General features: G+C 59.9%; 24 protein-coding genes. 12 read left to right on the forward strand and 12 right to left on the reverse strand.

Features of this window, described 5'->3' with window-relative positions:
* Positions 1-123: 123 nt before the first annotated feature.
* The 3 genes from rho to KVG95_RS13700 form a co-directional block, all read right to left on the reverse strand.
* Positions 124-1,383: a transcription termination factor Rho gene (rho, locus tag KVG95_RS13690; RefSeq protein WP_007899384.1), complete on the reverse strand. Its 1,260-nt coding sequence runs from the start codon at positions 1,381-1,383 to the stop codon at positions 124-126.
* Between the two features lie 247 nt (positions 1,384-1,630).
* Entirely contained in the window at positions 1,631-1,960 is a 330-nt protein-coding gene (gene trxA / locus KVG95_RS13695; RefSeq protein ID WP_007899382.1) for a thioredoxin TrxA, read from the reverse strand.
* 122 nt (positions 1,961-2,082) lie between these two features.
* Complete coding sequence (locus tag KVG95_RS13700) at positions 2,083-2,790, reverse strand: FadR/GntR family transcriptional regulator (RefSeq protein WP_123500422.1); 708 nt, start codon at positions 2,788-2,790, stop codon at positions 2,083-2,085.
* A gap of 257 nt (positions 2,791-3,047) precedes the next feature.
* Between KVG95_RS13700 and KVG95_RS13705 the strand changes: the two genes are divergently transcribed.
* From KVG95_RS13705 to ppx, 5 genes are all read left to right on the forward strand, one after another.
* Positions 3,048-3,833 carry a transporter substrate-binding domain-containing protein gene (locus KVG95_RS13705; protein WP_123720278.1) on the forward strand — a complete coding sequence of 262 codons (786 nt, stop codon included), beginning with the start codon at positions 3,048-3,050 and terminating at the stop codon, positions 3,831-3,833.
* A gap of 22 nt (positions 3,834-3,855) precedes the next feature.
* Positions 3,856-4,542, forward strand: coding sequence for an amino acid ABC transporter permease (locus tag KVG95_RS13710; protein ID WP_217856820.1), 687 nt, complete (start codon positions 3,856-3,858; stop codon positions 4,540-4,542).
* Positions 4,539-5,189, forward strand: coding sequence for an amino acid ABC transporter permease (locus KVG95_RS13715; protein WP_008012514.1), 651 nt, complete (start codon positions 4,539-4,541; stop codon positions 5,187-5,189). The genes KVG95_RS13710 and KVG95_RS13715 overlap by 4 nt, the downstream gene beginning before the upstream one ends.
* On the forward strand, positions 5,176-5,913 hold the full coding sequence (locus KVG95_RS13720; RefSeq protein ID WP_008076079.1) for an amino acid ABC transporter ATP-binding protein: 738 nt from the start codon (positions 5,176-5,178) through the stop codon (positions 5,911-5,913). Before KVG95_RS13715 ends, KVG95_RS13720 begins: the two co-directional genes overlap by 14 nt.
* 244 nt (positions 5,914-6,157) lie before the next feature.
* A complete protein-coding gene (gene ppx / locus KVG95_RS13725; RefSeq protein WP_217856821.1) occupies positions 6,158-7,660 on the forward strand; it encodes an exopolyphosphatase in 1,503 nt (500 codons plus the stop codon).
* A 168-nt stretch (positions 7,661-7,828) separates the two neighbouring features.
* On the opposite strand, the gene ppk1 is transcribed toward ppx, so the two are convergent.
* Together ppk1 and hemB are read right to left on the reverse strand one after the other, a co-directional pair.
* Positions 7,829-10,051, reverse strand: a complete 2,223-nt coding sequence (ppk1, locus tag KVG95_RS13730; protein ID WP_217856822.1) for a polyphosphate kinase 1 — start codon at positions 10,049-10,051, stop codon at positions 7,829-7,831.
* An 18-nt stretch (positions 10,052-10,069) separates the two neighbouring features.
* On the reverse strand, positions 10,070-11,083 hold the full coding sequence (gene hemB, locus KVG95_RS13735) for a porphobilinogen synthase (protein WP_008076082.1): 1,014 nt from the start codon (positions 11,081-11,083) through the stop codon (positions 10,070-10,072).
* 207 nt (positions 11,084-11,290) lie between these two features.
* Here hemB and KVG95_RS13740 point away from each other — a divergent pair, with 207 nt between their 5' ends.
* A complete protein-coding gene (locus KVG95_RS13740; protein WP_007899360.1) occupies positions 11,291-11,923 on the forward strand; it encodes a DedA family protein in 633 nt (210 codons plus the stop codon).
* Here KVG95_RS13740 and KVG95_RS13745 read toward each other — a convergent pair.
* Positions 11,904-13,139: a sterol desaturase family protein gene (locus tag KVG95_RS13745; RefSeq protein ID WP_217856823.1), complete on the reverse strand. Its 1,236-nt coding sequence runs from the start codon at positions 13,137-13,139 to the stop codon at positions 11,904-11,906. The two genes, KVG95_RS13740 and KVG95_RS13745, sit on opposite strands and share 20 nt — an antisense overlap.
* 114 nt (positions 13,140-13,253) lie before the next feature.
* Here KVG95_RS13745 and elbB point away from each other — a divergent pair, with 114 nt between their 5' ends.
* Positions 13,254-13,922, forward strand: coding sequence for an isoprenoid biosynthesis glyoxalase ElbB (gene elbB / locus KVG95_RS13750; RefSeq protein ID WP_052964543.1), 669 nt, complete (start codon positions 13,254-13,256; stop codon positions 13,920-13,922).
* Between the two features lie 116 nt (positions 13,923-14,038).
* Here elbB and KVG95_RS13755 read toward each other — a convergent pair whose 3' ends face one another.
* Positions 14,039-14,494 (reverse strand): YaiI/YqxD family protein, encoded by a 456-nt coding sequence (locus KVG95_RS13755; protein WP_008076086.1) that lies wholly within the window; start codon positions 14,492-14,494, stop codon positions 14,039-14,041.
* A gap of 105 nt (positions 14,495-14,599) precedes the next feature.
* Entirely contained in the window at positions 14,600-16,498 is a 1,899-nt protein-coding gene (locus KVG95_RS13760) for an FTR1 family protein (protein ID WP_217856824.1), read from the reverse strand.
* Between the two features lie 318 nt (positions 16,499-16,816).
* On the opposite strand from KVG95_RS13760, the gene KVG95_RS13765 reads away from it, so the two are divergent.
* From KVG95_RS13765 to KVG95_RS13780, 4 genes are read left to right on the forward strand one after another with little or no spacing between them, the layout of a single operon-like run.
* Complete coding sequence (locus KVG95_RS13765; protein WP_217856825.1) at positions 16,817-18,211, forward strand: COG3014 family protein; 1,395 nt, start codon at positions 16,817-16,819, stop codon at positions 18,209-18,211.
* A gap of 15 nt (positions 18,212-18,226) precedes the next feature.
* On the forward strand, positions 18,227-18,598 hold the full coding sequence (locus KVG95_RS13770) for a YcfL family putative periplasmic lipoprotein (RefSeq protein WP_217856826.1): 372 nt from the start codon (positions 18,227-18,229) through the stop codon (positions 18,596-18,598).
* A 37-nt stretch (positions 18,599-18,635) separates the two neighbouring features.
* Entirely contained in the window at positions 18,636-19,223 is a 588-nt protein-coding gene (gene lpoB / locus KVG95_RS13775) for a penicillin-binding protein activator LpoB (RefSeq protein WP_008012492.1), read from the forward strand.
* Between the two features lie 3 nt (positions 19,224-19,226).
* Positions 19,227-19,970: a penicillin-binding protein activator LpoB gene (locus KVG95_RS13780; protein WP_217856827.1), complete on the forward strand. Its 744-nt coding sequence runs from the start codon at positions 19,227-19,229 to the stop codon at positions 19,968-19,970.
* A gap of 162 nt (positions 19,971-20,132) precedes the next feature.
* Here the strand turns inward: KVG95_RS13780 and KVG95_RS13785 are convergent, their stop codons facing one another.
* From KVG95_RS13785 to KVG95_RS13795, 3 genes are all read right to left on the reverse strand, one after another.
* Complete coding sequence (locus KVG95_RS13785) at positions 20,133-20,765, reverse strand: LysE family transporter (protein ID WP_007899339.1); 633 nt, start codon at positions 20,763-20,765, stop codon at positions 20,133-20,135.
* Between the two features lie 251 nt (positions 20,766-21,016).
* The gene (locus KVG95_RS13790) at positions 21,017-21,598 is read right to left on the reverse strand and encodes a mechanosensitive ion channel family protein (protein WP_052964537.1); all 582 of its coding nucleotides are present in this window, start codon (positions 21,596-21,598) and stop codon (positions 21,017-21,019) included.
* Complete coding sequence (locus KVG95_RS13795) at positions 21,598-23,508, reverse strand: ATP-binding cassette domain-containing protein (RefSeq protein WP_123360932.1); 1,911 nt, start codon at positions 23,506-23,508, stop codon at positions 21,598-21,600. Before KVG95_RS13795 ends, KVG95_RS13790 begins: the two co-directional genes overlap by 1 nt.
* A gap of 50 nt (positions 23,509-23,558) precedes the next feature.
* Between KVG95_RS13795 and KVG95_RS13800 the strand changes: the two genes are divergently transcribed.
* Entirely contained in the window at positions 23,559-24,023 is a 465-nt protein-coding gene (locus KVG95_RS13800) for a TIGR02444 family protein (protein ID WP_217856828.1), read from the forward strand.
* Here KVG95_RS13800 and KVG95_RS13805 read toward each other — a convergent pair.
* Complete coding sequence (locus tag KVG95_RS13805) at positions 24,020-25,141, reverse strand: AlgP family protein (RefSeq protein ID WP_217856829.1); 1,122 nt, start codon at positions 25,139-25,141, stop codon at positions 24,020-24,022. The two genes, KVG95_RS13800 and KVG95_RS13805, sit on opposite strands and share 4 nt — an antisense overlap.
* Positions 25,142-25,216 lie beyond the last annotated feature (75 nt).

Below are 25,216 nucleotides of genomic sequence, written 5' to 3' on the forward strand. Positions count from 1 at the left end.
CCGGGCGTTCGGGGCAGGCAGTTTAGCGCCGAACCCCTCTATTCAGAACCACGAACTGCCGGTTCATCAAAAATCAGATAGCAAAAAGCCGGGTTTCCCCGGCTTTTGCTGACTTTCTGCGATTTACTTGCGCTTCATCGACAGGAAGAACTCGTCGTTGGTCTTGGTCTGTTTCAGCTTGTCGACCAGGAACTCGATGGCAGAGACTTCGTCCATCGGGTGCAACAGCTTACGCAGGATCCACATACGCTGCAGCTCGTCGTCGGCCGTCAGCAACTCTTCGCGGCGAGTACCGGAACGGTTGATGTTGATGGCCGGGAACACACGCTTTTCGGCGATCTTGCGATCCAGAGGCAGTTCCATGTTGCCGGTGCCTTTGAATTCCTCGTAGATCACTTCGTCCATCTTCGAGCCGGTTTCAACCAGCGCGGTAGCGATGATGGTCAGCGAGCCGCCTTCTTCGATGTTCCGTGCAGCGCCGAAGAAACGTTTTGGTTTCTCCAGGGCGTGGGCATCGACACCACCGGTCAGTACCTTGCCGGAGCTCGGGATCACGGTGTTGTAGGCACGCGCCAGACGGGTGATGGAGTCGAGCAGGATCACCACGTCCTTTTTGTGTTCGACCAGGCGCTTGGCCTTCTCGATCACCATTTCGGCAACCTGCACGTGGCGGGTTGGCGGCTCGTCGAACGTCGAGGCAACCACTTCGCCGCGAACGGTGCGCTGCATTTCGGTCACTTCTTCCGGACGTTCGTCGATCAGCAATACGATCAGATGAACTTCAGGATTGTTACGTGCGATGTTCGCCGCGATGTTCTGCAGCATGATCGTTTTACCGGCTTTCGGCGGTGCAACGATCAGGCCGCGCTGGCCTTTACCGATCGGGGCGCACAGGTCGATGACACGACCAGTCAAGTCTTCGGTGGAACCGTTGCCGGCTTCCATCTTCATGCGCACGGTCGGGAACAGCGGGGTCAGGTTCTCGAAGAGAATCTTGTTTTTCGCGTTCTCGGGACGATCGTAGTTGATCGTGTCGACCTTGAGCAGCGCGAAATACCGCTCGCCTTCCTTTGGAGGGCGGATCTTGCCAACGATGGTGTCACCGGTGCGCAAGTTGAAGCGGCGGATCTGGCTCGGCGAGACGTAGATATCGTCTGGGCCGGCGAGATAGGAAGCGTCAGCGGAGCGCAGGAAGCCGAAGCCGTCCTGGAGAATCTCCAGCACGCCATCACCGGAGATTTCCTCGCCGCTTTTAGCGTGCTTTTTGAGCAGGGAGAAAATCACGTCCTGCTTGCGCGAACGGGCCATATTTTCTATGCCCATCTGTTCGGCCAATTCGAGCAGTTCGGTAATCGGCTTTTGCTTGAGTTCAGTCAGATTCATATAGGAATGACGTAATCATTTATGGAGGGGGGAAATTAAGCTTTTGGCTTAATGAGGCCGCGCCGCAGAGAAGGCGACAGGATCGCGTACTTATTCGAAAAGGAGTGCGTCGGCGACGGCTAGCAGGGGGCAGTGGAGAAACCAGTGCGGGGCCGAATGTACCACCTGAGTTTCGGAGCGTCTAGCCCTCAATAACGAAAAGGCCCCGCATTATGCGGGGCCTTTTCATGACGCTTTATAACAACGCTTAGATGTTGGCGTCGAGGAAAGCAGCCAGTTGCGACTTCGACAGCGCGCCGACCTTGGTGGCTTCGACGTTGCCGTTCTTGAACAGCATCAGTGTCGGGATACCACGTACGCCGTGCTTGGCCGGGGTTTCCTGGTTTTCATCGATGTTCAGCTTGGCAACGGTCAGCTTGCCAGCGTAGGTGCCAGCGATCTCGTCCAAAACCGGGGCGATCATTTTGCAAGGGCCGCACCACTCAGCCCAGTAGTCAACAAGCACAGGGCCAGCAGCCTTCAGTACTTCTTCTTCGAAGTTAGCGTCGGTGACGTGCTTGATAAGATCGCTGCTCATGGATGTCTCCGGGTTGTAAGCAATAAAAAACGTGGCCCATCATAGCCGCCCTTCCCGTGTTCAGGAAGCCGCAGATGATTGAGTCTCGCTATGGTGGTCCATGAGTTTGGGTATAGCTCAAGTCATGAGGTGGCGGGAGCGACGAAAGCAATTCCGGTGCGCAGGGCGGCGTTGCGCACATGCTCTTGCATCGCCTTCTGCGCGGCGCCAGAGGCCCGACGAGCCAGCGCGCGGAGGATTTTACGGTGTTCCTGCCAGGTTTCCATGGCGCGTTCGGCCCGGATGAACGGTAGCTTCTGGCTCTCCAGGAAGATGTCGGCGCTGGCTGTAAGGATGCTCAACATCGCCTGATTGCCGCTGGCGAGAAGAATGCGCCGGTGAAACTCGAAATCCAGTCGCGCCGCTGCATCGAAGTCGGCGGCACGCAATTCGGTGCGCATGGCGGCGACATTGTCTTCCAGGGCATCGAGCTCATCGGTACTCAGGGTGACGGCCGCCAGCCCGGCGGCAAAACCTTCCAGCGCATAGCGCAACTGGAAAATGTCCAGCGGCGATGCCTGAGCCGCGAACGGCCAGCCCGGCGCCGCATCGCCCCGGGGCAGATCGACCGGTGACTGCACGAACACCCCCTTGCCTGGCTGGATACTGATCACGCCCAGCGCACTCAAGGACGATAACGCCTCACGCAATGATGCCCGACTGACCCCCAATTGCACCGCCAGGTCCCGTTGCGAGGGCAAGGCATCCCCCGCCCCGAAACCTTGCTCGGTGATCAGTTTGCGGATGGCTTGCAGCGCCACTTCAGGTACGGCGCGGGAGATCGAGTTCATGGTTTTTTCAGACGAGCCAGGCCAATGAGCGGCTAGTTGTAAAGCTATTCGCGACGTCCGGCAAGTCGTGCCCCATGGGGGTTCGGGAATTTTCACGGGTGCGCCATCAGGGTGCGAAATGCCACCCAACTGTTCAGACCAGTAAGACCGAACGACACCAGCAAAACCGTGGCCTGCGCCCCCCAAAACCTAATCTTGGCATGGCCCGTGCTCTGTCGATCCGCAGAAATCACTTCCCGCCGATCCGGAGATTTGCCATGACCCAGCGTTACAGCGTCCTCCTCGCAGCCCTGTTTGCCAGCCTGATGCTGAGCCAGGCACCCGCCCACGCCGACGGTCTGGAGGACGTGGTCAAACGCGGAACCCTCAAAGTTGCCGTGCCCCAGGACTTCCCGCCATTCGGCTCGGTCGGCCCGGACATGAAACCTCGCGGCTTGGACATCGACACCGCCAAACTGCTGGCCGACCAACTCAAGGTCAAACTCGAGCTGACCCCGGTCAACAGCACCAACCGCATTCCGTTCCTGACCACCGGCAAAGTCGATTTGGTGATTTCCAGCCTCGGCAAGAACCCTGAGCGCGAAAAAGTCATCGACTTCTCCCGTGCCTACGCACCGTTCTACCTCGCCGTGTTCGGCCCGCCAGACGCCGCCATCAAGGGCCTGGACGATCTCAAGGGCAAAACCATCAGCGTCACCCGTGGCGCCATTGAAGACATCGAGTTGACCAAAGTCGCTCCCGAAGGCGCGACCATCAAACGCTTCGAAGACAACAACTCGACCATCGCCGCCTACCTCGCCGGCCAGGTCGACCTGATCGCCAGTGGCAACGTGGTGATGGTAGCGATCAGCGAGAAAAACCCGAAACGCGTGCCGGCCCTGAAAGTGAAGCTCAAGGATTCGCCGGTTTACGTTGGCGTGAACAAGAACGAGCCGGCGCTGCTGGGCAAGGTCAACGACATCCTCACCACGGCCAAAGCTGACGGGGCGCTGGAAAAGAATTCGCAAACCTGGCTGAAAGAGCCGCTGCCGGCCGATCTCTGATCGTTCGCGCGGGAGACGATTTATGGCTTATCAGTTCGATTTCTTGCCGGTGGTGGAAAACACCGATCTGCTGCTGCGCGGTGCGCTGTTCACCCTTGAGTTGACGGCCATTGGCGCGGTGCTCGGGGTCGGCCTGGGCATCGTCGGGGCACTGGTGCGGGCGTGGAACATCCGCCCGTTCGCCGGCATTTTCGGGGTTTACGTCGAGTTGATCCGCAACACGCCATTCCTGGTGCAGTTGTTTTTCATCTTCTTCGGCTTGCCGTCGCTGGGCCTGCAGATTTCCGAATGGCAGGCGGCGGTACTGGCGATGGTGATCAACCTCGGCGCCTATTCGACCGAGATCATCCGCGCCGGCATTCAAGCGATCCCTCGCGGGCAGCTGGAAGCCGCAGCCGCCCTGGCGATGACGCGCTTCGAAGCCTTCCGTCACGTGGTTCTGTTGCCGGCGCTGGGCAAGGTCTGGCCGGCCCTGAGCAGCCAGATCATCATCGTGATGCTCGGCTCGGCGGTCTGCTCGCAGATCGCCACCGAAGAGCTGAGCTTCGCCGCCAACTTCATTCAATCGCGCAACTTCCGCGCCTTTGAAACCTATGCCCTGACCACACTGATCTACCTGTGCATGGCGCTGCTGATCCGCCAATTGCTGAACTGGATCGGCCGGCGGTTTATTTCAAGAAGCAGCAGCGCAAGGAGCAGCAGCCAATGAGCGATTTCACCTTCTGGGACATCCTGCGCAACCTGCTCACGGGCCTGCAATGGACCCTGGCATTGTCGCTGGTGGCGTTTATCGGCGGTGGGCTGATCGGTTTGCTGATCATGGTGATGCGGATTTCAAAAAAATCCCTGCCCAGCAACTTCGCCCGCACCTACATCGAACTGTTCCAGGGCACGCCGCTATTGATGCAGCTGTTTCTGGTGTTCTTCGGTGTGGCGTTGGCCGGTGTGGAGATTTCGCCGTGGATGGCCGCGGCGATTGCCCTGACGCTGTTCACCAGCGCCTATCTGGCGGAGATCTGGCGCGGTTGCGTCGACTCGATCCCCAACGGCCAGTGGGAAGCCTCGTCGAGCCTGGCGCTCAACCCGCTGGAGCAACTGCGTTACGTGATCTTGCCGCAAGCCCTGCGCATCGCCGTGGCGCCGACCGTGGGTTTCTCGGTGCAAGTGGTCAAAGGCACCGCCGTCACCTCGATCATCGGCTTCACCGAACTGACCAAGACCGGCGGCATGCTCGCCAACGCGACCTTCGAACCCTTCATGGTCTACGGCCTGGTGGCGCTCGGTTACTTCCTGCTCTGCTACCCCTTGTCCCTCAGTGCGCGCTACCTGGAAAGGAGACTGCATGCCTCTGCTTAGAATTTCCGCCCTGCATAAATATTACGGCGACCACCATGTGCTCAAAGGCATCGACCTGAGTGTCGACGAAGGCCAGGTGGTGGCGATCATCGGCCGCAGCGGCTCGGGCAAATCCACCTTGTTGCGCACCCTCAATGGCCTGGAGTCGATCAATGACGGCGTGATCGAAGTCGACGGCGAATACCTCGACGCCGCCCGCGCCGACCTGCGCAGCCTGCGGCAGAAAGTCGGGATGGTGTTCCAGCAGTTCAATCTGTTCCCGCACCTGACTGTGGGCGAAAACGTCATGCTTGCGCCGCAAGTGGTGCAGAAAGTGCCGAAAGCCAAAGCCGCCGAACTGGCGCGGCAGATGCTGGAACGGGTCGGGCTGGGAGAAAAGTTCGATGCATTCCCGGATCGACTGTCTGGCGGCCAGCAACAGCGGGTGGCGATTGCTCGTGCCTTGGCGATGTCGCCGAAGGTCTTGTTATGCGACGAGATCACCTCGGCACTGGATCCGGAACTGGTCAACGAAGTGCTGAGCGTGGTCCGGCAACTGGCCAAGGAAGGCATGACGCTGATCATGGTCACCCATGAAATGCGCTTTGCCCGCGAGGTTGGTGACAAATTGGTGTTCATGCACCACGGCAAGGTGCATGAGGTGGGGGATCCGAAGGTGTTGTTTGCCAACCCGCAGACGGCGGAGCTGGCGAATTTCATTGGGACGGTCGAGGCGGCAGGCTGAGCGATTTTCAGTGGCTGACAGGCCGTCTTCGCGAGCAAGCCCGCTCCCACTGGGATTTTGTGTTACCTACAATCCTGCGAACGACACCGAACCAATGTGGGAGCGGGCTTGCTCGCGAAGGGGCCATCCGCAACGCCGCAAGTGCCCCGTGGTAAAAGATCGCAGCCTTCGACAGCTCCTACGCGTTGGCGGCAGCGTTTGATCGTGGCAGGATGTCGAGGTTATCGACCGAGACCCCCTGACCATGCCGCAATCCCAAGCCAAGAATCTGTCCCTGATCGCCGCAATCGACCTGGGCTCCAACAGCTTTCACATGGTCGTGGCCAAGGCCCAGAACGGCGAAATCCGGATTCTCGAACGTCTCGGGGAGAAGGTTCAGCTGGCCGCCGGCATCGACGAAGAACGTCAACTCAGCGAAGAATCCATGCAGCGCGGGCTCGATTGCCTGAAGCGTTTCGCCCAACTGATCAGCGGTATGCCGCCCGGTACCGTGCGGATCGTCGGCACCAACGCACTGCGCGAAGCCCGTAACCGCGCCGAATTCATCCATCGCGCCGAAGAAATCCTCGGTCACCCGGTAGAAGTCATCTCCGGCCGAGAAGAAGCGCGCCTGATTTACCTCGGCGTCTCCCACACCCTCGCCGACACCCCGGGCAAGCGCCTGGTGGCCGACATCGGCGGCGGCAGTACTGAATTCATCATCGGCCAGCGCTTCGAGCCGCTGCTGCGCGAAAGCCTGCAAATGGGCTGCGTCAGCTTCACCCAGCGCTATTTCAAGGACGGCAAGATCACCCCGGCCCGCTACGCCCAAGCGTACACCGCGGCACGGCTGGAGATCATGAGCATCGAACACGCCCTGCACCGCCTGACCTGGGATGAAGCCATCGGCTCCTCGGGCACCATTCGCGCCATTGGCCTGGCGCTGAAGGCCGGCGGGCATGGCACTGGCGAAGTGAATGCCGAAGGCCTGGCCTGGCTCAAGCGCAAGTTGTTCAAACTCGGCGATGTCGAGAAAATCGATTTCGAAGGCATCAAGCCCGACCGCCGGGCGATCTTCCCCGCCGGGTTGGCGATTCTCGAAGCGATCTTCGACTCCCTCGAACTTCGACGTATGGATCACTGTGAAGGCGCCCTGCGCGAAGGAGTGCTCTATGACCTGCTGGGCCGTCATCATCACGAAGACGTCCGTGAGCGCACGCTCAGCTCGCTGATGGAGCGTTACCACGTCGACCTGGAACAAGCCGTACGAGTCGAACGCAAGGCACTGCACGCCTTCGATCAAGTGGCTGAAGACTGGGATCTGAACGACGGCGTCTGGCGCGAATTGCTGGGCTGGGCGGCCAAAGTCCACGAAGTGGGCCTGGACATCGCCCACTATCAGTACCACAAGCACGGCGCCTACCTGATCGAGCACTCGGACCTGGCCGGATTTTCCCGCGAAGACCAGCAAATGCTCGCGCTACTGGTGCGCGGTCACCGACGCAACATCCCCAAAGACAAGTTCGCCGACTTCGGTGACGACGGCATCAAGCTGATTCGCCTGTGCGTGCTGCTGCGCTTTGCGATTCTGTTCCACCACATCCGCGGTACCCAGGAGATGCCACAAGTGGTGCTGCACGCCAACGGCGACAGCCTTGATGTGTTATTCCCGGAGCACTGGCTGGACGACAACCAGTTGACCCAGGCCGACTTCGCCCTGGAAGCGGAGTGGCTGACCCGCGTCAGCTTCGTGCTGAACGTGCGCTGAAATTAAAAAAGGCCTTCTTCGGAAGGCCTTTTTTGTGCCCGCGATTCAGCAAACGACGCAAACCCCATGTGGGAGCGGGCTTGCTCGCGAAAGCGGTGTGTCAGTCAACATCCTTGCTGAATGTGCTGCCCCCTTCGCGAGCAAGCCCGCTCCCACAGTTTTTGCGCGTTAACGAACAGCCAGAATCGGGCTGCCCAAACGCTCAAGCAAGGTTGCCTGGGCACTGCGCGGGTTCTGGTTGCCGGTCGGCGTGTTGCGGATGTAGCGACCGTCCGCCTGCAGGCTCCAGCTGTGGGTGTTATCGGTCAGATAAAGCTCCAGCTCTTTCTTGACCCGCAAAATCAGCTTCTTGCCCTCGACCGGGAAGCAAGTCTCGACGCGCTTGTCGAGGTTGCGCTCCATCCAGTCGGCACTGGACAGGAACATCTGCTCTTCGCCGCCGTTGAGGAAGTAGAAGACCCGGGTGTGTTCCAGGAAGCGACCGATGATCGAGCGCACGTGGATGTTGTGGGAAACGCCGGCGATGCCCGGGCGCAGGCAGCACATGCCGCGCACCACCAGATCGATACGCACCCCGGACTGACTGGCCTTGTACAACGCGCGGATGACCTTCGGATCGGTCAACGAGTTGAACTTGGCGATGATGTGCGCCGGTTTGCCGTCGAGGGCGAACTGCGTCTCCCGGGCAATCATGTCGAGCATGCCCTTCTTCAACGTGAACGGCGCATGCAGCAGTTTCTTCATGCGCAGGGTTTTACCCATGCCGATCAACTGGCTGAACAGTTTGCCAACGTCTTCGCACAAGGCGTCGTCGGAGGTCAGCAGGCTGTAGTCGGTGTACAGACGGGCGTTGGCTGCGTGGTAGTTGCCGGTACCCAAGTGGGCGTAGCGGACAATCTCACCAGCCTCGCGGCGCAAAATCAGCATCATCTTGGCGTGGGTCTTGAAGCCGACCACGCCGTAAATCACTACCGCACCGGCCGCTTGCAGACGGCTGGCCAGCTGCAGGTTGGATTCTTCGTCGAACCGCGCGCGCAATTCGATTACCGCCGTCACTTCCTTGCCGTTACGCGCAGCGTCCACCAGCGCATCGACAATCTCGGAGTTGGCGCCGCTGCGATACAACGTCTGACGAACCGCCAACACGTGCGGGTCCTTGGCCGCCTGGCGCAGCAAGTCGACCACCGGGGTGAACGATTCGAACGGGTGCAGCAGCAGGATATCCTGCTTGCTGATCACGCTGAAAATGTTCTCGCTGTTTTGCAGCAGTTTCGGAATCTGCGGAGTGAACGGCGTGTATTGCAGCTCCGGATGACTGTCCAGGCCGGTGATGCTGAACAGCCGGGTCAGGTTGACCGGGCCGTTGACCTGATACAGCTCGGTCTCATGCAGGTTGAACTGCTTGAGCAGGTAATCGGACAGGTGTTTCGGGCACGTATCGGCCACTTCCAGCCGCACCGCGTCACCGTAGCGACGGGAGAACAACTCGCCGCGCAGGGCGCGGGCCAGGTCTTCTACATCTTCGGTGTCGACCGAGAGGTCGGCGTTACGGGTCAAACGGAACTGGTAGCAGCCCTTGACCTTCATGCCCTGGAACAGGTCATCGGCGTGAGCGTGGATCATCGACGACAGGAACACGTAGTTGTCGCCGGGGCCACCGACTTCTTCCGGCACTTTGATGATCCGCGGCAGCAGACGCGGTGCCGGAATAATCGCCAGACCGGAGTCGCGACCGAAGGCGTCAATGCCCTCGAGCTCGACGATGAAGTTCAGGCTTTTGTTCACCAGCAACGGAAACGGGTGCGTCGGGTCGAGGCCGATCGGGGTGATGATCGGTGCGATCTCGTCGCGGAAATAACGACGAACCCAGGTCTTGAGCTTGGTGGTCCAGTAGCGACGACGGATGAAGCGGACCTGATGTTTTTCCAGTTCCGGCAACAGAATGTCGTTGAGGATCGCGTATTGGCGATCGACGTGGCCGTGCACCAGCTCGCTGATGCGGGCCAAAGCTTGATGCGGCTGCAAGCCATCGGCGCCAGCCTGTTCACGGGCGAAGGTGATCTGCTTCTTCAGGCCGGCCACACGAATCTCGAAGAACTCGTCCAGGTTGCTGGAGAAAATCAGCAGAAACTTCAGCCGCTCCAGCAATGGGTAGGACTCATCCAGCGCCTGTTCCAGCACACGGATGTTGAACTGTAGTTGCGAGAGCTCACGATGGATGTACAGGCTGCTGTCATCCAGGCCGGGAATGGCAATCGCTGGCGCCGCCACGGCGGGCTCGGCCACCACCGCGGGTGGAGCAGGCTCCAGCTCCGGCGGGGTTTCGGCGATTTGCTCCACCACAGGTTGAGCGTCTTTTACGGCAACTTCAGTGAGTCCTTCGGTATTCATCGAATGTTCCTGGGAGGGCTATTTTTGCTCTCGTAACAATTGAGCAGCGCGGACGGCAAAGTAAGTCAGGATGCCATCAGCGCCTGCACGTTTAAAAGCGGTCAGGGATTCGAGGATAACCCCTTCGCTCAACCAGCCATTCTGGATCGCTGCCATGTGCATGGCGTATTCGCCGCTGACCTGATAGACAAAGGTCGGCACTTTGAATTCTTCTTTAACCCGGTAAAGGATATCCAGATACGGCATGCCTGGCTTGACCATGACCATGTCCGCGCCTTCTGACAAGTCCGCTGCCACTTCGTGCAGAGCTTCGTTGCTGTTGGCCGGGTCCATCTGATAGGAGGCCTTGTTGGCCTTGCCCAGGTTCAGCGCCGAACCCACCGCATCGCGGAACGGGCCGTAATAGGCGCTGGCGTATTTGGCCGAGTAAGCCATGATCCGCACGTTGACGTGATCGGCCAGCTCAAGCGCCTCGCGGATCGCCTGGATGCGACCGTCCATCATGTCCGACGGAGCCACCACTTGAGCGCCGGCTTCGGCGTGGGACAGGGCCTGTTTAACCAGTGCGTCGACAGTTATGTCGTTCTGCACGTAGCCTTCTTCGTCGAGAATGCCGTCCTGACCGTGGGTGGTGAACGGGTCCAGAGCGACGTCGGTGATCACACCCAACTCAGGGAATCGATCACGCAGAGCTCGGGTAGCGCGCTGAGCGATGCCGTCGGGGTTCCAGGCTTCAGCGGCGTCCAGGGATTTAAGCTCTGGTGGTGTCACCGGGAACAGTGCCAACGCAGGAATCCCAAGCTCGACCCACTTGGCCGCTTCTTCAAGCAACAAATCGATGGTCAGGCGTTCGACGCCCGGCATCGAGGCCACCGCTTCGCGACGGTTTTCACCGTCCAGCACGAACACCGGCAAGATCAGGTCGTCGACGGTCAACACGTTTTCACGGACCAGTCGGCGCGAGAAATCATCACGACGGTTGCGACGCAGGCGGGTTGCAGGAAACAAACGGTTGGCGGGGGTAAAGCTCACGGCAGACTCCTGAGCCCGCGCAGACGGGCGAGCGTGACAGTTATAAGCGGCCATTATGACGAACACATGACAGTTGTGTGCACCCTGTGACACGTAGCCGCATTCCATTGTCCTTGTAGGAAATGTTCACGTCGAGACACATTTGGACACTTTCATGAATGTGCACGAAGGGTTAGGCTGCGCGTTCATTTCGCCAGCACCCAGACAATGCTCCAACAATTTCTGCATGACTTCGGCTATTTTGCCCTTTTTCTCGGCACGTTTTTCGAAGGCGAAACCATTCTGGTGCTCGCAGGCTTCCTCGCGTTCCGCGGATACATGGACATCAACCTGGTGGTGGTCGTGGCGTTCTTCGGCAGTTATGCCGGCGATCAGCTGTGGTACTTCCTGGGGCGCAAGCACGGGCGCAAATTGCTGGCCCGCAAACCGCGCTGGCAACTGATGGGCGATCGGGCGCTGGAACATATTCGCAAGCACCCGGACATCTGGGTGCTGAGCTTCCGTTTTGTCTACGGGTTGCGCACCGTAATGCCGGTGGCGATCGGTCTGTCGGGCTATCCGCCGGGACGTTACCTGCTGCTCAACGGGATTGGCGCAGCGATCTGGGCCACTGCGCTGGCCGCAGCCTCTTACCACTTCGGCGCGGTACTCGAAGGCATGCTTGGCAGTATCAAGAAGTACGAGCTATGGGTGCTGGGCGCCCTGCTGGTACTGGGCTTTGGCCTGTGGCTGCGGCGGCGCTTCAAGAATGCCCGTCTGGCGAAGAAGATCTATGCCGACGAGCAAGCGTTGAAAGCCGAACAGGCCAAGTCCAGCGAACCTACGACGCCCATCGAGTGAAGCGGTTTCTACAACAGTAGAGACCGATTGCGCTGAGCAGGCTGTAACTGAGCAGCCACACCCAGCCCACCGCGCTGCCCGGCCATAGCCCGACCATTGGCGCCAGCCACACCAGCGGCAAGTTCGACGCCAGCCGCAACAGCTCCAGCTTCAGTGCCTGCGGGCGATTTTCCAAGGCTACGCCCAACACAAACAGCCCCAGTGCGACGGCGCCCCAGCCCAACACCAGGGCAGAAGTCGGCAGGCTCTGCTCCAGGTTCATCAAGTAACTGCCCAAGGCGATGTAGACGCAAAATTGCAGCGCCACATACCACTGCTGGCGTCCATCCAGCCGTACCTCGAATTTGCGGAACTGGCTCAGGTCCGGTTTGTTCATCGGGTACTTGGCCGCCACATCCGCAGGCCGCCAACCGGTGCGCATGAACCAGATCCGCAGCTTGTCCCACCCGTTTTCGGCGCGCCGGGCGTCATCCCACAGCTGCGCATAGAACTGCACGTTCGCCCATAACGGATTCCAGCTTGCCAGTGGCGTGGTTACGCCGAAAATCACCGGTTCGTTGTCGTCCTCTTCCTGGAACGAGCCAAACAGACGGTCCCAAATAATGAACACCCCGCCGTAGTTGCGATCCATGTAGAGAGCGTTCTGTGCATGGTGAGCCCGATGATTGGACGGCGTGACGAAGAACCATTCGAACCAGCCGAGCTTGGGAATGTGCCGGGTATGCACCCAGAATTGGTACAGAAGATTCAGCGCCGCAACGCTGACGAACACCACCAGCGGCACACCGAGCACGGCCATGGGCAAGTAGAAAATCCAGCTCAGCAGAAACCCGGTGCTGGTCTGGCGCAAGGCCGTGGAGAGGTTGTAATCCTCGCTCTGATGATGCACCGAGTGGGCAGCCCAGAGGATGTTGCGTTCGTGGCCCATGCGGTGCAGCCAGTAATAGCAGAAGTCGTAGAAGACGAAGGCAAACACCCAGACCCAAACGCTGTCGGCCGACAGCTCAATCACGGCCAGATGCTTCAGGGCGAAGGCATAAGTCACCAGGCCGACGCCTTTGGTCAACAGGCCCGTGGTAGTCGACAGCACACCAGTGCTGACGCTGTTGATCGCGTCTGCCACGCGGTAATTGCTCACTCCGCGCCAACGGTCGGCCAGCAACTCGACCGCAATCAGCACAAAGAAAAACGGCACCGCATACAGAATGAAGTCCATGACGCGCCCTGATCAGAATCGTTCAGCAGAGATTAGGTGTAGCCGCGTATTAACCCTATGGCAACGAGTGACAAATTAGTGGACATTTAACGCCATGAATCTGGAGAAAAGCCCATGAGCAAAAAAATTGCAGTGATCCTTTCCGGCTGCGGCGTGTACGACGGCGCCGAGATCCACGAAAGCGTGATCACCCTGCTGCGGCTGGACCAGCGCGGCGCCCAGGTGCAGTGTTTCGCACCTAATATTGCGCAGTTGCATGTAATCAACCACCTGACCGGCGAAGAAATGCCCGAGGCGCGCAACGTGCTGGTGGAGTCGGCGCGGATCGCCCGGGGCAATATCAAGGACATTCGCGAAGCCAGCGTCGAAGACTTCGATGCGCTGATCGTTCCTGGCGGATTTGGATCGGCCAAGAACCTGTCGAACTTTGCCGTCGAAGGCGCCGGATGCAGCGTTCAGCCTGACGTCCTGGCGTTGACCGAAGCGTTCGCCGAAGCCGGCAAACCGGTGGGGCTGATCTGCATCTCGCCAGCCCTGGCGGCCAAGATTTACGGCCCGGGTGTGACCTGCACCATCGGCAACGATGCCGATACCGCCGCCGCGATGAACAAAATGGGCGCCACCCATGCCGAGTGCGCAGTGACCGACATCGTCGAAGACAAGGCGCGCAAGCTGGTGAGCACTCCGGCGTACATGCTGGCGCAATCGATCAGCGAGGCTGCTTCCGGCATCAACAAACTGGTCGACCGCGTACTGGAACTGACCCACGAAAACGACGAGTAACACTGTTCAATGTGGGAGCGGGCTTGCTCGCGAAGACTGACTGACATTCAACATTGATGTTGGCTGATATACCGCTTTCGCGAGCAAGCCCGCTCCCACAGGGTTCAATGCATGGCTTAAGACTTGCGCGACAACCGGGTAAGTATCCGGTCCAGCGCATTGGCGAACGCCTGCTTCTCGCGCTCGCCAAAGGGTGCCGGCCCCCCGCTCATCTGACCCTGCTCACGCAGATCGGTGAACAGGTTACGCACCGCCAGTCGATCGCCCATGTTCTGCGCATCGAACTCCTTGCCCCGTGGATCCAGCGCCGCAACGCCCTTCTTCACTAGCCGGTCCGCCAGCGGCACATCGCTGCAAATCACCAGTTCGCCTGGCACCGCGTGTTCCACGAGGTAATCGTCGGCGGCATCCGGGCCGCTAGGCACCACGATCAGCTTCACCAGGGCGAGGCCCGGTTTGATCTGCGGCTGACCGGCCACCAGCACCACTTCGAATTGGCGCTTGAGGGCGAATTTCACCACCAGATCCTTGGCTGCCCGCGGGCAAGCGTCGGCATCGATCCACACGCGCATAGTGTTTTCCTCTTCCAAAAAAATCGCGAGCAGGCTCGCTCCCACAGGTTATACGCAATCCTGTGGGAGCGAGCCTGCTCGCGATTGTGAGCGCAGCGAATGCTTTTAAGAAACCGACACCCGCCGCGTCTCGGCCATCCGGCTACGGCTGTACAGCACGATGATCGCAATGATCGCCACGGCCTGGGCACTCAGCGAATACGCATCAGCGTGAATCCCCAACCAGTCGAAGTCAAAGAACGGCACCGGTCGCGTGCCGAAGATCCCGGCTTCCTGCAACGCCTTCACACCATGGCCGGCAAACACCACCGACAACGCGCACAGCAGCCCGGCATTGATGCCGAAGAACAACGCCAGCGGCAGTTTCGCCGAGCCGCGCAAAATCACCCAAGCCAGACCAATCAGCAATACCAGCGCCGTCGCCCCGCCCGCCATGACGGCGTTGTGCCCTGCCGGCCCGGCCTGCAACCACAGGGTTTCGTAAAACAGGATCACTTCGAACAACTCGCGATACACCGAGAAGAACGCCAGGATCGCAAACCCGAAACGCCCGCCGCCACTCACCAGGCTGCTCTTGATGTAATCCTGCCAGGCCGCTGCGTGGCGACGGTCGTGCATCCACACGCCAAGCCAGAGCACCATGACACTGGCAAACAACGCCGTCGCGCCTTCCAGCAGTTCACGCTGGGCACCGCTGACGTCGATCACATACGCCGCCACCGCCCAGGTCGCCAGCCCGGCCAGCAGCGCCAGGCCCCAACCGATGTTGACGCTGCGCACCGCCGATTGCTGACCGGTATTGCGCAGGAACGCGAGGATCGCCGCGAGCACCAGAATCGCTTCCAGACCTTCTCGCAACAGAATCAACAGGCCGGAAATGTAGCTCAGCGACCAGCTCAAGCCATCGCTGCCGAGCAGGCCAGCGGACTCTTTCAATTTGGCCTTGGCCGCCTCCAGACGCTGCTCGGCCTGGGCCACCGGCAAGCCATCTTGCAACGATTGACGGTACGCCATCAGGGACTTCTCGGTGTCTTTGCGCACGTTGGCGTCGACGTTGTCCAGAGAGCTTTCGACCAGCTCGAAGCCTTCCAGGTACGCCGCCACCGACAGGTCGTAGGCCTGATCGTGATCGCCGGCGCGGTAGGCTGCGATGCTCTTGTCCAACGTAGCGGCCGTGTATTCCAGCAACTGCCCCGGGCCACGCTTGACCTGCGGCGGCTGCGCTCGTTGCGCGCGGAAGGTCGCGGCCGCTTGCGGACCCTCGGCGGCCTGCACTTCGGCGGGCGTCTGACGTGCCAGATCGGCGATGTTGTAGGTTTTCCCGGATTTTGCCGCGGCCGGATCGGCGCTGAAGCTGGCGATGTAGGTCGCCAGGTCCCAACGCTGGCGATCATCGAGCTGATCGGCGAAGGCCGGCATGTCGGTGCCTTCAACGCCCATGCCCAGCGTGTTGTAGATCGCATAGAGGCTCAGACGGTCCAGTCGCACGGCATCGCGCAGATTGGCCGGCGGTGGCGTCATGCCGACACCCGCCGGGCCGTCACCGGCGCCCGCATCGCCATGGCACACCGAGCATTGCTGGGCATACAGCGGCGCGCCGCGAGTCGGGTCCGGGGTGATGACCGGGGCCTGACTGACCTCATAGGTCACCGCCAGTTTTGCCCCCAGCTGCCGCGCCTGACGGGCAACATCCGCGCCGTCCTTGCGGGCGGCGATCGCAGCGCCAAGGCTGCTGACGCCCTGCTCCAGCTCTGCGCGTTCGGGTTTGGCCGGCAAATCGGCGATCAAGCCTTGTAATACCTTCAGGAATTCCTGCTGTTCGCGGTATTCAGACTCATCAATGACTTTGCCCGCCTCGACCGTCGCCGGGTAATCAGCGCCAATGTAATCGAGCAAATGCAGGGCCTTGGGCGCACCTTCCGTGGTTTCGGCCAGCGCATTGAAGCTGCAAAACGCGATCACCGGCAGCACGAGCCACGCCAGAAAACGAGAGGAGGCAATCATGAATAAATCTCAAATGGAAATACGAAGTAACACATTGTTCACTCCCAATGAGTTTCACTCAAGCTTTGTTGGTATTTCCAGCGCGAAGCGCTGAGGTACCAGGCCTGAAATAAGTAGTGGCACGTTGTGAAATCATGTAATTAAAAAGCCATTACATAGCCAGCATCCCTGTTTATAATGCCGCGCCGTCGTTATTGCGATATGGCATTTAAGCTCCTTTTTTTATGAGGAATTGGCAGGAGGCCAACAACCCTGCCGATGGGTCCCAACAGCCCGACCAGCACGCGGCTGCTTATATTCAGGGAAGACGTACCCCTTATGGCATTCCGTGCCCCCACCTTGATCGCGCTCAGCGCTGTCACGTTGCTTTCCGGCTGCTCGGCCTTTCGTAACTACGATTCGGAACTTGCACAAACCAACCAGCAATTGGCTTCCGGCAACGTCGACGCCGCATTGACCCTGCTGGAAAAGAACAACACCAGCAAAGACAAAGACCTGCTCTATTACTTCGAGAAAGGTGAACTGCTGCGCGCCAAAGGCGACTTGTCCGGCAGCCAGAACGCCTGGACCAGCGCCGATCAGGTGGTGGGCAAGTGGGAAGACGCGGTCAAACTCGATACCGACAAATACCTGGCTCAGTTCGGCAGTTTCCTGGTCAACGACAAGGTTCGTCGCTACGAAGGCTACGACTACGAAAAAGTCATGCTGACCACGCAGATGGCCCTCAACCTGCTGGCGGTGAATGACTTCGACGGCGCGCGCACCGCCATCAAGAAAACTCACGAGCGTGAAGCGGTGATCGCCGACCTGCGTGACAAGGAATACCTCAAGAGCGAAGAGCAAGCCGAGAAAGAAGGCGTCAAAACCCAGTACAAGGATCTTCAGGGTTACCCGGTGGCCAGCCTCGACGCGCCAGAAGTGGTCGGTTTGAAAAACAGCTATCAGAGCGCGTTCAGCCATTACCTGGCCGGCTTCGTCTATGAAGCTCTGGGCGAGAAAGATCTGGCGGCGCCGGGTTATCGCAAAGCCGCCGAATTGCGTCCGAACACGCCACTGCTGGAACAGGCGCTCGTGAATCTCGACAAACCGGCCAAGAACGATGACAGCGACATCCTGATCGTCGTGCAAAGCGGCCTGGCGCCGTCCCGCGATTCGATCCGCATTCCGCTGCCATTGCCGATCAGCAACAACGTGGTGATCACACCGCTGTCGTTTCCGATCATCAAGCCGGATAGCTCCACTGCCACCTTCGCCCAGATCGGCGTGGACGGTCAGCAGCTGAACCTGACGCAACTCAACAGCACCACCGCCATGTCCCGTCGTGCGCTACGTGATGACATGCCGGGCATCATCTTGCGCACTACTGTGCGGGCGATCACCCGTGGCGTGGCGCAGAAGCAGATCAACGAAACCAACCCGCTGGCGGGTCTTGCAGTCGGTATTTCTTCAGCCGTGCTCGAAGGTGCCGATACCCGTACGTGGCGTACGTTGCCGGACAACACTCAGGTAGTGCGTCTGCGCTTGAAGAAAGGCGAACACAGCGTCACGCTGCCGAGCGCCGTGGGCGGCTCGGTGGTCAAGGTCACCGTCGATCAGCGCTTTCAGGTCATCACTCTGCGCGCCGTGGGCAATCAAGTATTCGCCAGCGGCCTGGCTGCGCACGTGATCCCGAGCGCCAACCCGACCGCCGTGGCCAGCCTCAAACAACCTTAAGAACGGAGTCTTTGCATGCGCTTCAAATTCATCGCTGTCGTCGCCCTCGCCTTGTTGGCCGGCTGCGCCACCCCGCCACCGCCAGAGCCAGGCAGCGCTGCCAGCAAGGTCGTGGCCATGGGCAAGCTCAAGAACATCGTGGTCGGCGCCATGCGCGTGGCCCGGGAAAACGGCTTCATGACGGTCAATGCGCAGCTGAGCAACACCAGCTACAACAACAAGACCTTCTACTACCGTTTTGCCTGGCTCGGCCCTGAAGGTTTCCCGGTTGCCGAAGAAGAAACCTGGAAAAGCCAGATGATGTATGGCGAGCAGACCCGTTTCATTCAGGCCATTGCGCCAACCACCAAAGCCGTGGATTTCCGTCTCGAAATCAAAACGCCTTAAGCCCTACACCATTCGTTCAGTTCTAGAGAGCATTCCCATGTTTGCACGCTTTTCGTTCATCGCCGTCATCGCCCTCCTGGCCAGCGGTTGCGCCAACACTTCGCCGACCCTGGGCAGTAAAAACATCAGCTACGGCGACACCAAGGCCGTGGAAACCGTGACCAACGAGTTCGGCTCCACCGACCTGCAGATGATCGCCGAATCCATGACGCGCTCCCTGGCCCAGTCCGGCATCCTGCAAGGCCGTCCGGTGGTTCAGGTTTACGACGTGAAGAACAAGACCAGCGAGTACATCGATACCCGGGAAATCACCACCAGCATCAAGACCCAGCTGATGAAGACCGGCGTCGCCCGCTTCGCCAGCGACAACACTGCCATGCAAAGCCAGGTTGACCAGCTCAAACTACAAAACCAGAGCGGCCTGTACAAGAAAAGCACCGTGGCCAAGACTGGCAACATGATCGCAGCCAAGTATCGCATCGAAGGTTCGATCAGCTCGATCGTCAAGCGCAGCAGCGATTACAAGGACGTCTTCTACAAATTCAGCCTGCAGTTGATCGATGTAGAAAGCGGTCTGGCCGAGTGGATGGACGAAAAAGAGATTCGCAAAACCACGGAGCGTTAATCGATGCGCACATGGATTGGCATGATGGCCCTGGCTTGCGCGTTCAGCGTGCAAGCGGCCCCGAAAGTCGCAGTAGCGGACCTGGCGTATCAGGAACGGGTGGAACAATACGTCCACACTGTTTCGGCCCAGAGCAACCACAGCCAGAGCTATTACGGCGCCAGTGGTTCGTCCAGTTACGAAGAGTACGAAGCAACCAGCAGCTACATCGAGCAAGGCGAGCTGCGTAAATTCACTGGCGACATCAAGGGCGAGATTCTGCGCACCGGCATGTTCCAGCTGGTGCAGGGCACGCCTTATACAGCCTCGTCCAAAGGTGACGTGTATGACGTGATCAAGCGGATCAAGGCCGGTAGCTTCAAGGGTGCCGACTACGTGCTGTTCGGCACCGTGTCAGACATCGACTTCACCCGCGACATGAACGAACTGGCCAATACCGACAGCTATTCGGCAGTGCTGGGGCTGACGCTGGTGGCGGATTTCAGTCTGATCAACACCAAGACCTATGAGATCACCTCGGCCTTCACGGCGATGGGCGAAGGTCAGGACACCAAACTGGTGAATGGCCGGGATATCAAGATTTCGCTGAACCGCCCACGGGTGGTACGTGATGTGTCCAAGGCACTGGGTGAGGATGTGGCTGCGCAACTGAGCCAACAGCTCGGTGGCGGTGGCTATGAGCAGCCGGGGCAGGCGCCGCTGCGCAATAACCTGCCGCGGGATACGGCACCGGTGATTCTGCACTGAGTAGTGCTCTGATCATTCCCACGCTACGCGTGGGAATGCAGCAGCCAGGGACGCTCTGCGTCCCAAAGAGCCGAACGCGGAGCGTCCGTTGAGGCATTCCCACGCAGAGCATGGGAACGATCAGGCGACCTGTGAGGGTCGCCTTTTTTGTGCCTGAAGGTTTTACACCGCGGCTTTGCGCAGGGTCGCCATAAAGGCCGCCGCGCCGATGAACAGCCCGGCAAAGGTGCGGTTCATGCGTTTTTGCTGCTTGGGTGTGCGCAGCAAACGCAGCACCTTGGCCGCCAGCCCGGTGTAGCCGGCCATGACGATCAGGTCGACACAGATCATGGTCACGCCGAGGATCAGGTACTGGGCCACCAGCGGCGCGTGGGGGTCGATAAATTGCGGCAGCACCGCGAGCATGAACACCAAGGCCTTGGGGTTGCTGACGTTGACCAGAAAACCGCGGAATACCAGCGCCATCGGCTTGCCGATCTGCCGGATGGCAGCGTCGTCGCTCATGTCGTTGGGCAGCGCGCGCCATTGCTTGACCGCAAGATAGACCAGATAGGCCACGCCAAACCATTTGATCGCGTAAAAGGCTGTGGCGGAGGCCGCGAGGATCGCCCCCACACCGGCAGCAACAATCGCAATCTGCAACGCCAGGCCCAGTTGCAAGCCCAATGCGTTCCAGTAACCGCGCCAGAAACCGTAGCGCAAACCGCTGGACATCGACGCAATGGCGCCGGCGCCGGGAGAAAGACTGATCACCCAGCAGGCGGCAAAAAACGCCAGCCATGTTTGAAGCACCATCGCACACCTCGACTCAGACTCGTGACAGACGTCTAAGCTAATGCGCCTTTGGGCCGATGACTACCGATTTTTTGTAGGACATGGCGACTGCCGACCAGCGTTTACGGCTTGAGGCCCCCTTCGCGAGCAAGCCCGCTCCCACATGGGATCTCCAGTGGACACAAAATTTGTGATCCACATCAATCTAGTGTGGGAGCGGGCTTGCTCGCGAAAGCGGTATATCAGGCGACATCGATGCAGGAATTCAGAGCCTATTTTTCAAACCCGTTCGAAGAGAACACATCAGTGCCGCGCCAGCGTCGAACCGAACGCTGAAAGAACAGGCTATTGGGCACTTGCACCATGGCGCTGCCGGTACCGAGTTCTTCGGCTTCGATCAGCGTGGTGTAGAGCAGATTGATCGCCACCACCCGGCCTTTGACGCCGGGCTTGTCGGTGGTATCCACCAATTCGACCACATCGCCGATACGGAATGGGCCGACGGTGAAAATCAGGATCGCGCACAGCAGGTTGGACAGCACGCTCCACATGGCGAAAAACGCCACGGCGGCCACCGCAACGAAACCGGACAACGCCGTCCAGAGCACCGTGGCCGACACGCCAAGGCGTTCGAGCACGAAGATCAGCGCGCTGCCCATGATCAGCCAGCGCAAACCGCCGCGCAGCGGCATGAAAAACTGCGGCGGAAACGGGTAGCGCTCACCCAATCGAGTCAGGCATTTAGCGACGACACGCTGGGCGATATAGCCGGCCAGCAGGATTAGCAGGATTTGCGCGACCAGCCAGAGCGGCTCGCCCCACCCAGCCGGCAAAGGCAGCTTGAAGGCTTCCATCAGGACAGTGCCTCCAGCTCCGCCTGCATGCTTTCCAGCAGTTCCAGCGCTTCCATCCAGGCTTCTTCAAGTTCGGCTTCACGCACCTTCAGCTTGGCTTGTTCAGCCAGCAGATCACGCAAATCGTTCTTGCGCATCGGCTCGTAAATGTCGCTGTCGCCGAGGCTGGTATCGATCTTCGCCAGCTTCTCGTGCAGCTTGCCCAGCTCGGCTTCAAGCTTGTCGGCCTCACGCTTGTGCGGTGCCAGTTGCTGACGCAACGCAGCAGCAGCCTGACGCTGGGCCTTCTTGTCGGTCTTGTCCGGATTGACCGGGGTATTGCTGACCGGGGCATTGCGTTGACGGTATTCGACCAGCCAACGGGCGTAGTCTTCCAGGTCGCCGTCGAATTCCTCAACCTTGCCGTCTGCCACCAGATAGAAGTTGTCAGTAGTGCTTTTGAGCAGATGGCGATCGTGTGAGACCACCAGTACCGCGCCACTGAACTCTTGCAAGGCCATGGTCAGCGCCAAGCGCATTTCCAAGTCCAGGTGGTTGGTCGGTTCGTCGAGCAGCAACAGGTTCGGTCGATCCCAAGCGATCAATGCCAGGGCCAGACGCGCCTTCTCACCGCCGGAGAAATTCAGTACCGGCTCATCAATACGCGCGCCGCGGAAGTCGAAACCACCGAGGAAGTCGCGCAGGGTCTGCTCACGCTCGGTCGGCGCCAGGCGCTGCAAGTGCAGCAACGGGCTGGCCTTGGAGTCGAGGGAGTCGAGCTGATGCTGGGCGAAGTAGCCAACGACGGTGTTTTCACCGCGCGTCAGGCGACCGGCCAACGGCTCAAGCTCACCGGCGAGGTTTTTGATCAAGGTCGATTTACCCGCGCCGTTCGGGCCGAGCAAACCGATCCGTGCGCCGGGAGTCAGTTGCAGCTTGACCTTCTCCAGAATGGCTTTGTCGCCGTAACCCAGTCGAGCATCCGACAGATCGATCAACGGGCTGGAAATTTTCGTCGATTCGCGGAAGACGAAATCAAACGGAGAATCGACGTGCGCGGCGGACAGCTCTTCCATCCGCTCCAGCGCCTTGATCCGGCTCTGGGCCTGACGGGCCTTGGTGGCCTGGGCCTTGAAGCGGGCGATGTAGCTTTCCATGTGCGCACGTTGCGCCTGTTGCTTCTCGTAGGCCTGTTGTTGCTGGGCCAGACGTTCGGCACGGGCGCGTTCGAAGGCGCTATAACCACCGCGATACAGGGTGATCTTGCGTTGATCGACGTGGGCTACGTGATCGACCACGGCATCGAGGAAGTCCCGATCGTGGGAAATCAGCATCAAGGTGCCGGGGTAGCTTTTAAGCCACTCTTCGAGCCAGATGATGGCGTCGAGGTCCAAGTGGTTGGTCGGTTCGTCGAGCAGCAACAGGTCCGAAGGGCACATCAAAGCCTGCGCCAGGTTCAGACGCATCCGCCAGCCACCGGAGAAATCTCCTACTTGCCGATCCATCTGCTCATTGGTGAACCCAAGGCCGGCCAGCAGCTTTCGAGCCCGAGCGTCGGCGGTGTAGCCGTCGGCGCTGTCGAGTTCCGAGTGCAGGCGGGCCTGAGCGGCACCGTCATGGGCCGCTTCGGCTGCGGCGAGGTCGCGTTGCACCTCGCGCAGGCGCAGGTCACCATCGAGCACGTAGTCGACCGCGATGCGCTCGAGCGTCTCGATTTCCTGGCGCATGTGGGCGATGCGCCAGTCGGCCGGCAGGAAGCAATCACCCGAGTCCGGGTGCAGTTCGCCCCGGATCAAGGCGAACAGGCTCGATTTTCCGGCGCCGTTGGCACCGATGAGGCCGGCTTTGTGGCCGGCGTGCAGGGTCAGCTCGGCGTCTTCTAGCAGACGTTGCGGGCCACGCTGTAAAGTCAGGTTCTGAAGTCGAATCATAATGGCGGCGGAGTCTACCAGCTTCGCTCGCAACTGGCGCGAGTAGCACTATGTCCTCTGACCTGTGGAGCTTTTCCCTTGGCACTTACGCCCGTCCCGGCGTTGAAGCTGCCTGCCTGCAATTACAGTCGGCAGGGGTGAACGTGTGCCTGCTGCTCTGTGGATTGTGGCTGGGACAGCGAGGTGTCGCCTGCAATGGGCAACGATTACAGCAACTTCGCTACGTGGCCGAGCCTTGGGACGCGGAGGTCGTGCGACCGCTACGGGCGTTGCGCAGGCAATGGAAAGCCGGCGCGGCCGAGGATGCCGAACTGAATACGTTGCGCGAACAAGTCAAAACCCTGGAACTGCAAGCTGAGCGACAGTTGTTGTTGCGACTGGAGCGGTCGGCAAAGAGATGGCCGCAGGATGAGGCGACCGATCTCTCGGCCTGGCTGGAAGGTATGGCGGGGGGCGCCGCCAACCTGGACCGCGACGCGCTGCATCAGCTGCGCGTCGCGGTAACCGGCACTTAGGAAGCGCTGGTTGGGGTGGTGCTGATACTCGACGACGCGGCTGGCGTTGGCGCAGACGTGGTGGTCGAGGTGGTTGCTGCAGGCGCGGGCGAAGCCGAAGAAGCCGGGGCCGGAGTTGCTGGCTTGATCGCTGGCGCAGCAGTCGGTTTGGCAACGGCGACTGGCTTTTTCACGGCCGGTTTTGCTGCTGGTTTTGCAGCCGGTTTTGCAGCGGCTGGTTTTGCAGCAGTGGCTGGCTTGGCAGCGGCAGCAGGTTTCGCAGCAGCAGTTCTGGCAGCCGGTTTAGCGGAGGGTTTGGCCGCAGCTTTTGCAGCGGGTTTAGCAGCTGGCTTGGCTGCGGCGGTTTTAGCCGCGGCAGGTTTGGCGGCTGGCTTGGCAGCCGGTTTAGCGGCGGCAGTTCTAGCGGCTGGCTTGGCAGCAGATTTAGCCGCTGGTTTTGCCGCTGCGGTTTTTGCCACGGCGGGTTTGGCAGCCGTGGTTCTTGCAGCTGGTTTAGCGGCAGCTGTTTTGGCAGCAGCTGGCTTGGCGGCAGGTTTGGCAGCCGTCGTTTTAGCCGCTGGTTTTGCAGCACTGGCAGCGACTGGTTTTTTCACCGCCGGTTTTGCGGCTGGCTTGGCTGCGGCTTTCACCGGGGCTTTGGCAGCAGGCTTGGCCGGTGCTTTTGCAGCAGCTGGTTTGGCAGCGGCTTTCTTCGCAGTTGCCGCAGCTGGCTTGGCCGAACGCAGGGACAACGCCTTGCCGACAGCCTCTTGGACACGACCGACACCCTGGGCCAGTTTCAGGCTTTCTTGAGCGTCGCGTTTGAGTTGCAGGATGTAGCTGCGCGTTTCGGACTGGCGATCCTTGAGGGCATCGAGCAAGTCCTCAAGTTCTTTCACCGCATCTTTGGCCTTGGCTTGCGCCTTGGCTTTGCCGGCCGCCGCAGCGTCCTGCAATTTGGTCCGGGATTTGTGCAGTTTTTCCTGCGCTTTTCCGCGCTGCTTTTCCAACTTGGCGAGCAGTTTTTCAGCATCAGCCATAGCTTGGGAACAAGCGTTTTCCAAATGCTCGAGCAAGCTGCCCGAGAGTTGTTGGAGTAAGTGCAACGGAGTATTTACAGGCTTCTTGGTGGCCGACATGGTTTACCTCCTGGCTGACGTGAATGCGGCTCATACTAGACCTCTGCTGCTACCGCCGCTAGGGCATGTTGACAG

Origin of the sequence: Pseudomonas farris (assembly GCF_019145235.1) — a bacterium.
GTDB lineage: Bacteria > Pseudomonadota > Gammaproteobacteria > Pseudomonadales > Pseudomonadaceae > Aquipseudomonas > Aquipseudomonas farris.

Bases quoted from the DNA above. Each gene is read 5' to 3' on its own strand.
- rho (WP_007899384.1), bottom strand. From the start codon at position 1,383: ATGAATCTGACTGAACTCAAGCAAAAGCCGATTACCGAACTGCTCGAA.
- trxA (WP_007899382.1), bottom strand. From the start codon at position 1,960: ATGAGCAGCGATCTTATCAAGCACGTCACCGACGCTAACTTCGAAGAA.
- KVG95_RS13700 (WP_123500422.1), bottom strand. From the start codon at position 2,790: ATGAACTCGATCTCCCGCGCCGTACCTGAAGTGGCGCTGCAAGCCATC.
- KVG95_RS13705 (WP_123720278.1), top strand. From the start codon at position 3,048: ATGACCCAGCGTTACAGCGTCCTCCTCGCAGCCCTGTTTGCCAGCCTG.
- KVG95_RS13710 (WP_217856820.1), top strand. From the start codon at position 3,856: ATGGCTTATCAGTTCGATTTCTTGCCGGTGGTGGAAAACACCGATCTG.
- KVG95_RS13715 (WP_008012514.1), top strand. From the start codon at position 4,539: ATGAGCGATTTCACCTTCTGGGACATCCTGCGCAACCTGCTCACGGGC.
- KVG95_RS13720 (WP_008076079.1), top strand. From the start codon at position 5,176: ATGCCTCTGCTTAGAATTTCCGCCCTGCATAAATATTACGGCGACCAC.
- ppx (WP_217856821.1), top strand. From the start codon at position 6,158: ATGCCGCAATCCCAAGCCAAGAATCTGTCCCTGATCGCCGCAATCGAC.
- ppk1 (WP_217856822.1), bottom strand. From the start codon at position 10,051: ATGAATACCGAAGGACTCACTGAAGTTGCCGTAAAAGACGCTCAACCT.
- KVG95_RS13740 (WP_007899360.1), top strand. From the start codon at position 11,291: ATGCTCCAACAATTTCTGCATGACTTCGGCTATTTTGCCCTTTTTCTC.
- KVG95_RS13745 (WP_217856823.1), bottom strand. From the start codon at position 13,139: ATGGACTTCATTCTGTATGCGGTGCCGTTTTTCTTTGTGCTGATTGCG.
- elbB (WP_052964543.1), top strand. From the start codon at position 13,254: ATGAGCAAAAAAATTGCAGTGATCCTTTCCGGCTGCGGCGTGTACGAC.
- KVG95_RS13755 (WP_008076086.1), bottom strand. From the start codon at position 14,494: ATGCGCGTGTGGATCGATGCCGACGCTTGCCCGCGGGCAGCCAAGGAT.
- KVG95_RS13760 (WP_217856824.1), bottom strand. From the start codon at position 16,498: ATGATTGCCTCCTCTCGTTTTCTGGCGTGGCTCGTGCTGCCGGTGATC.
- KVG95_RS13765 (WP_217856825.1), top strand. From the start codon at position 16,817: ATGGCATTCCGTGCCCCCACCTTGATCGCGCTCAGCGCTGTCACGTTG.
- KVG95_RS13770 (WP_217856826.1), top strand. From the start codon at position 18,227: ATGCGCTTCAAATTCATCGCTGTCGTCGCCCTCGCCTTGTTGGCCGGC.
- lpoB (WP_008012492.1), top strand. From the start codon at position 18,636: ATGTTTGCACGCTTTTCGTTCATCGCCGTCATCGCCCTCCTGGCCAGC.
- KVG95_RS13780 (WP_217856827.1), top strand. From the start codon at position 19,227: ATGCGCACATGGATTGGCATGATGGCCCTGGCTTGCGCGTTCAGCGTG.
- KVG95_RS13785 (WP_007899339.1), bottom strand. From the start codon at position 20,765: ATGGTGCTTCAAACATGGCTGGCGTTTTTTGCCGCCTGCTGGGTGATC.
- KVG95_RS13790 (WP_052964537.1), bottom strand. From the start codon at position 21,598: ATGGAAGCCTTCAAGCTGCCTTTGCCGGCTGGGTGGGGCGAGCCGCTC.
- KVG95_RS13795 (WP_123360932.1), bottom strand. From the start codon at position 23,508: ATGATTCGACTTCAGAACCTGACTTTACAGCGTGGCCCGCAACGTCTG.
- KVG95_RS13800 (WP_217856828.1), top strand. From the start codon at position 23,559: ATGTCCTCTGACCTGTGGAGCTTTTCCCTTGGCACTTACGCCCGTCCC.
- KVG95_RS13805 (WP_217856829.1), bottom strand. From the start codon at position 25,141: ATGTCGGCCACCAAGAAGCCTGTAAATACTCCGTTGCACTTACTCCAA.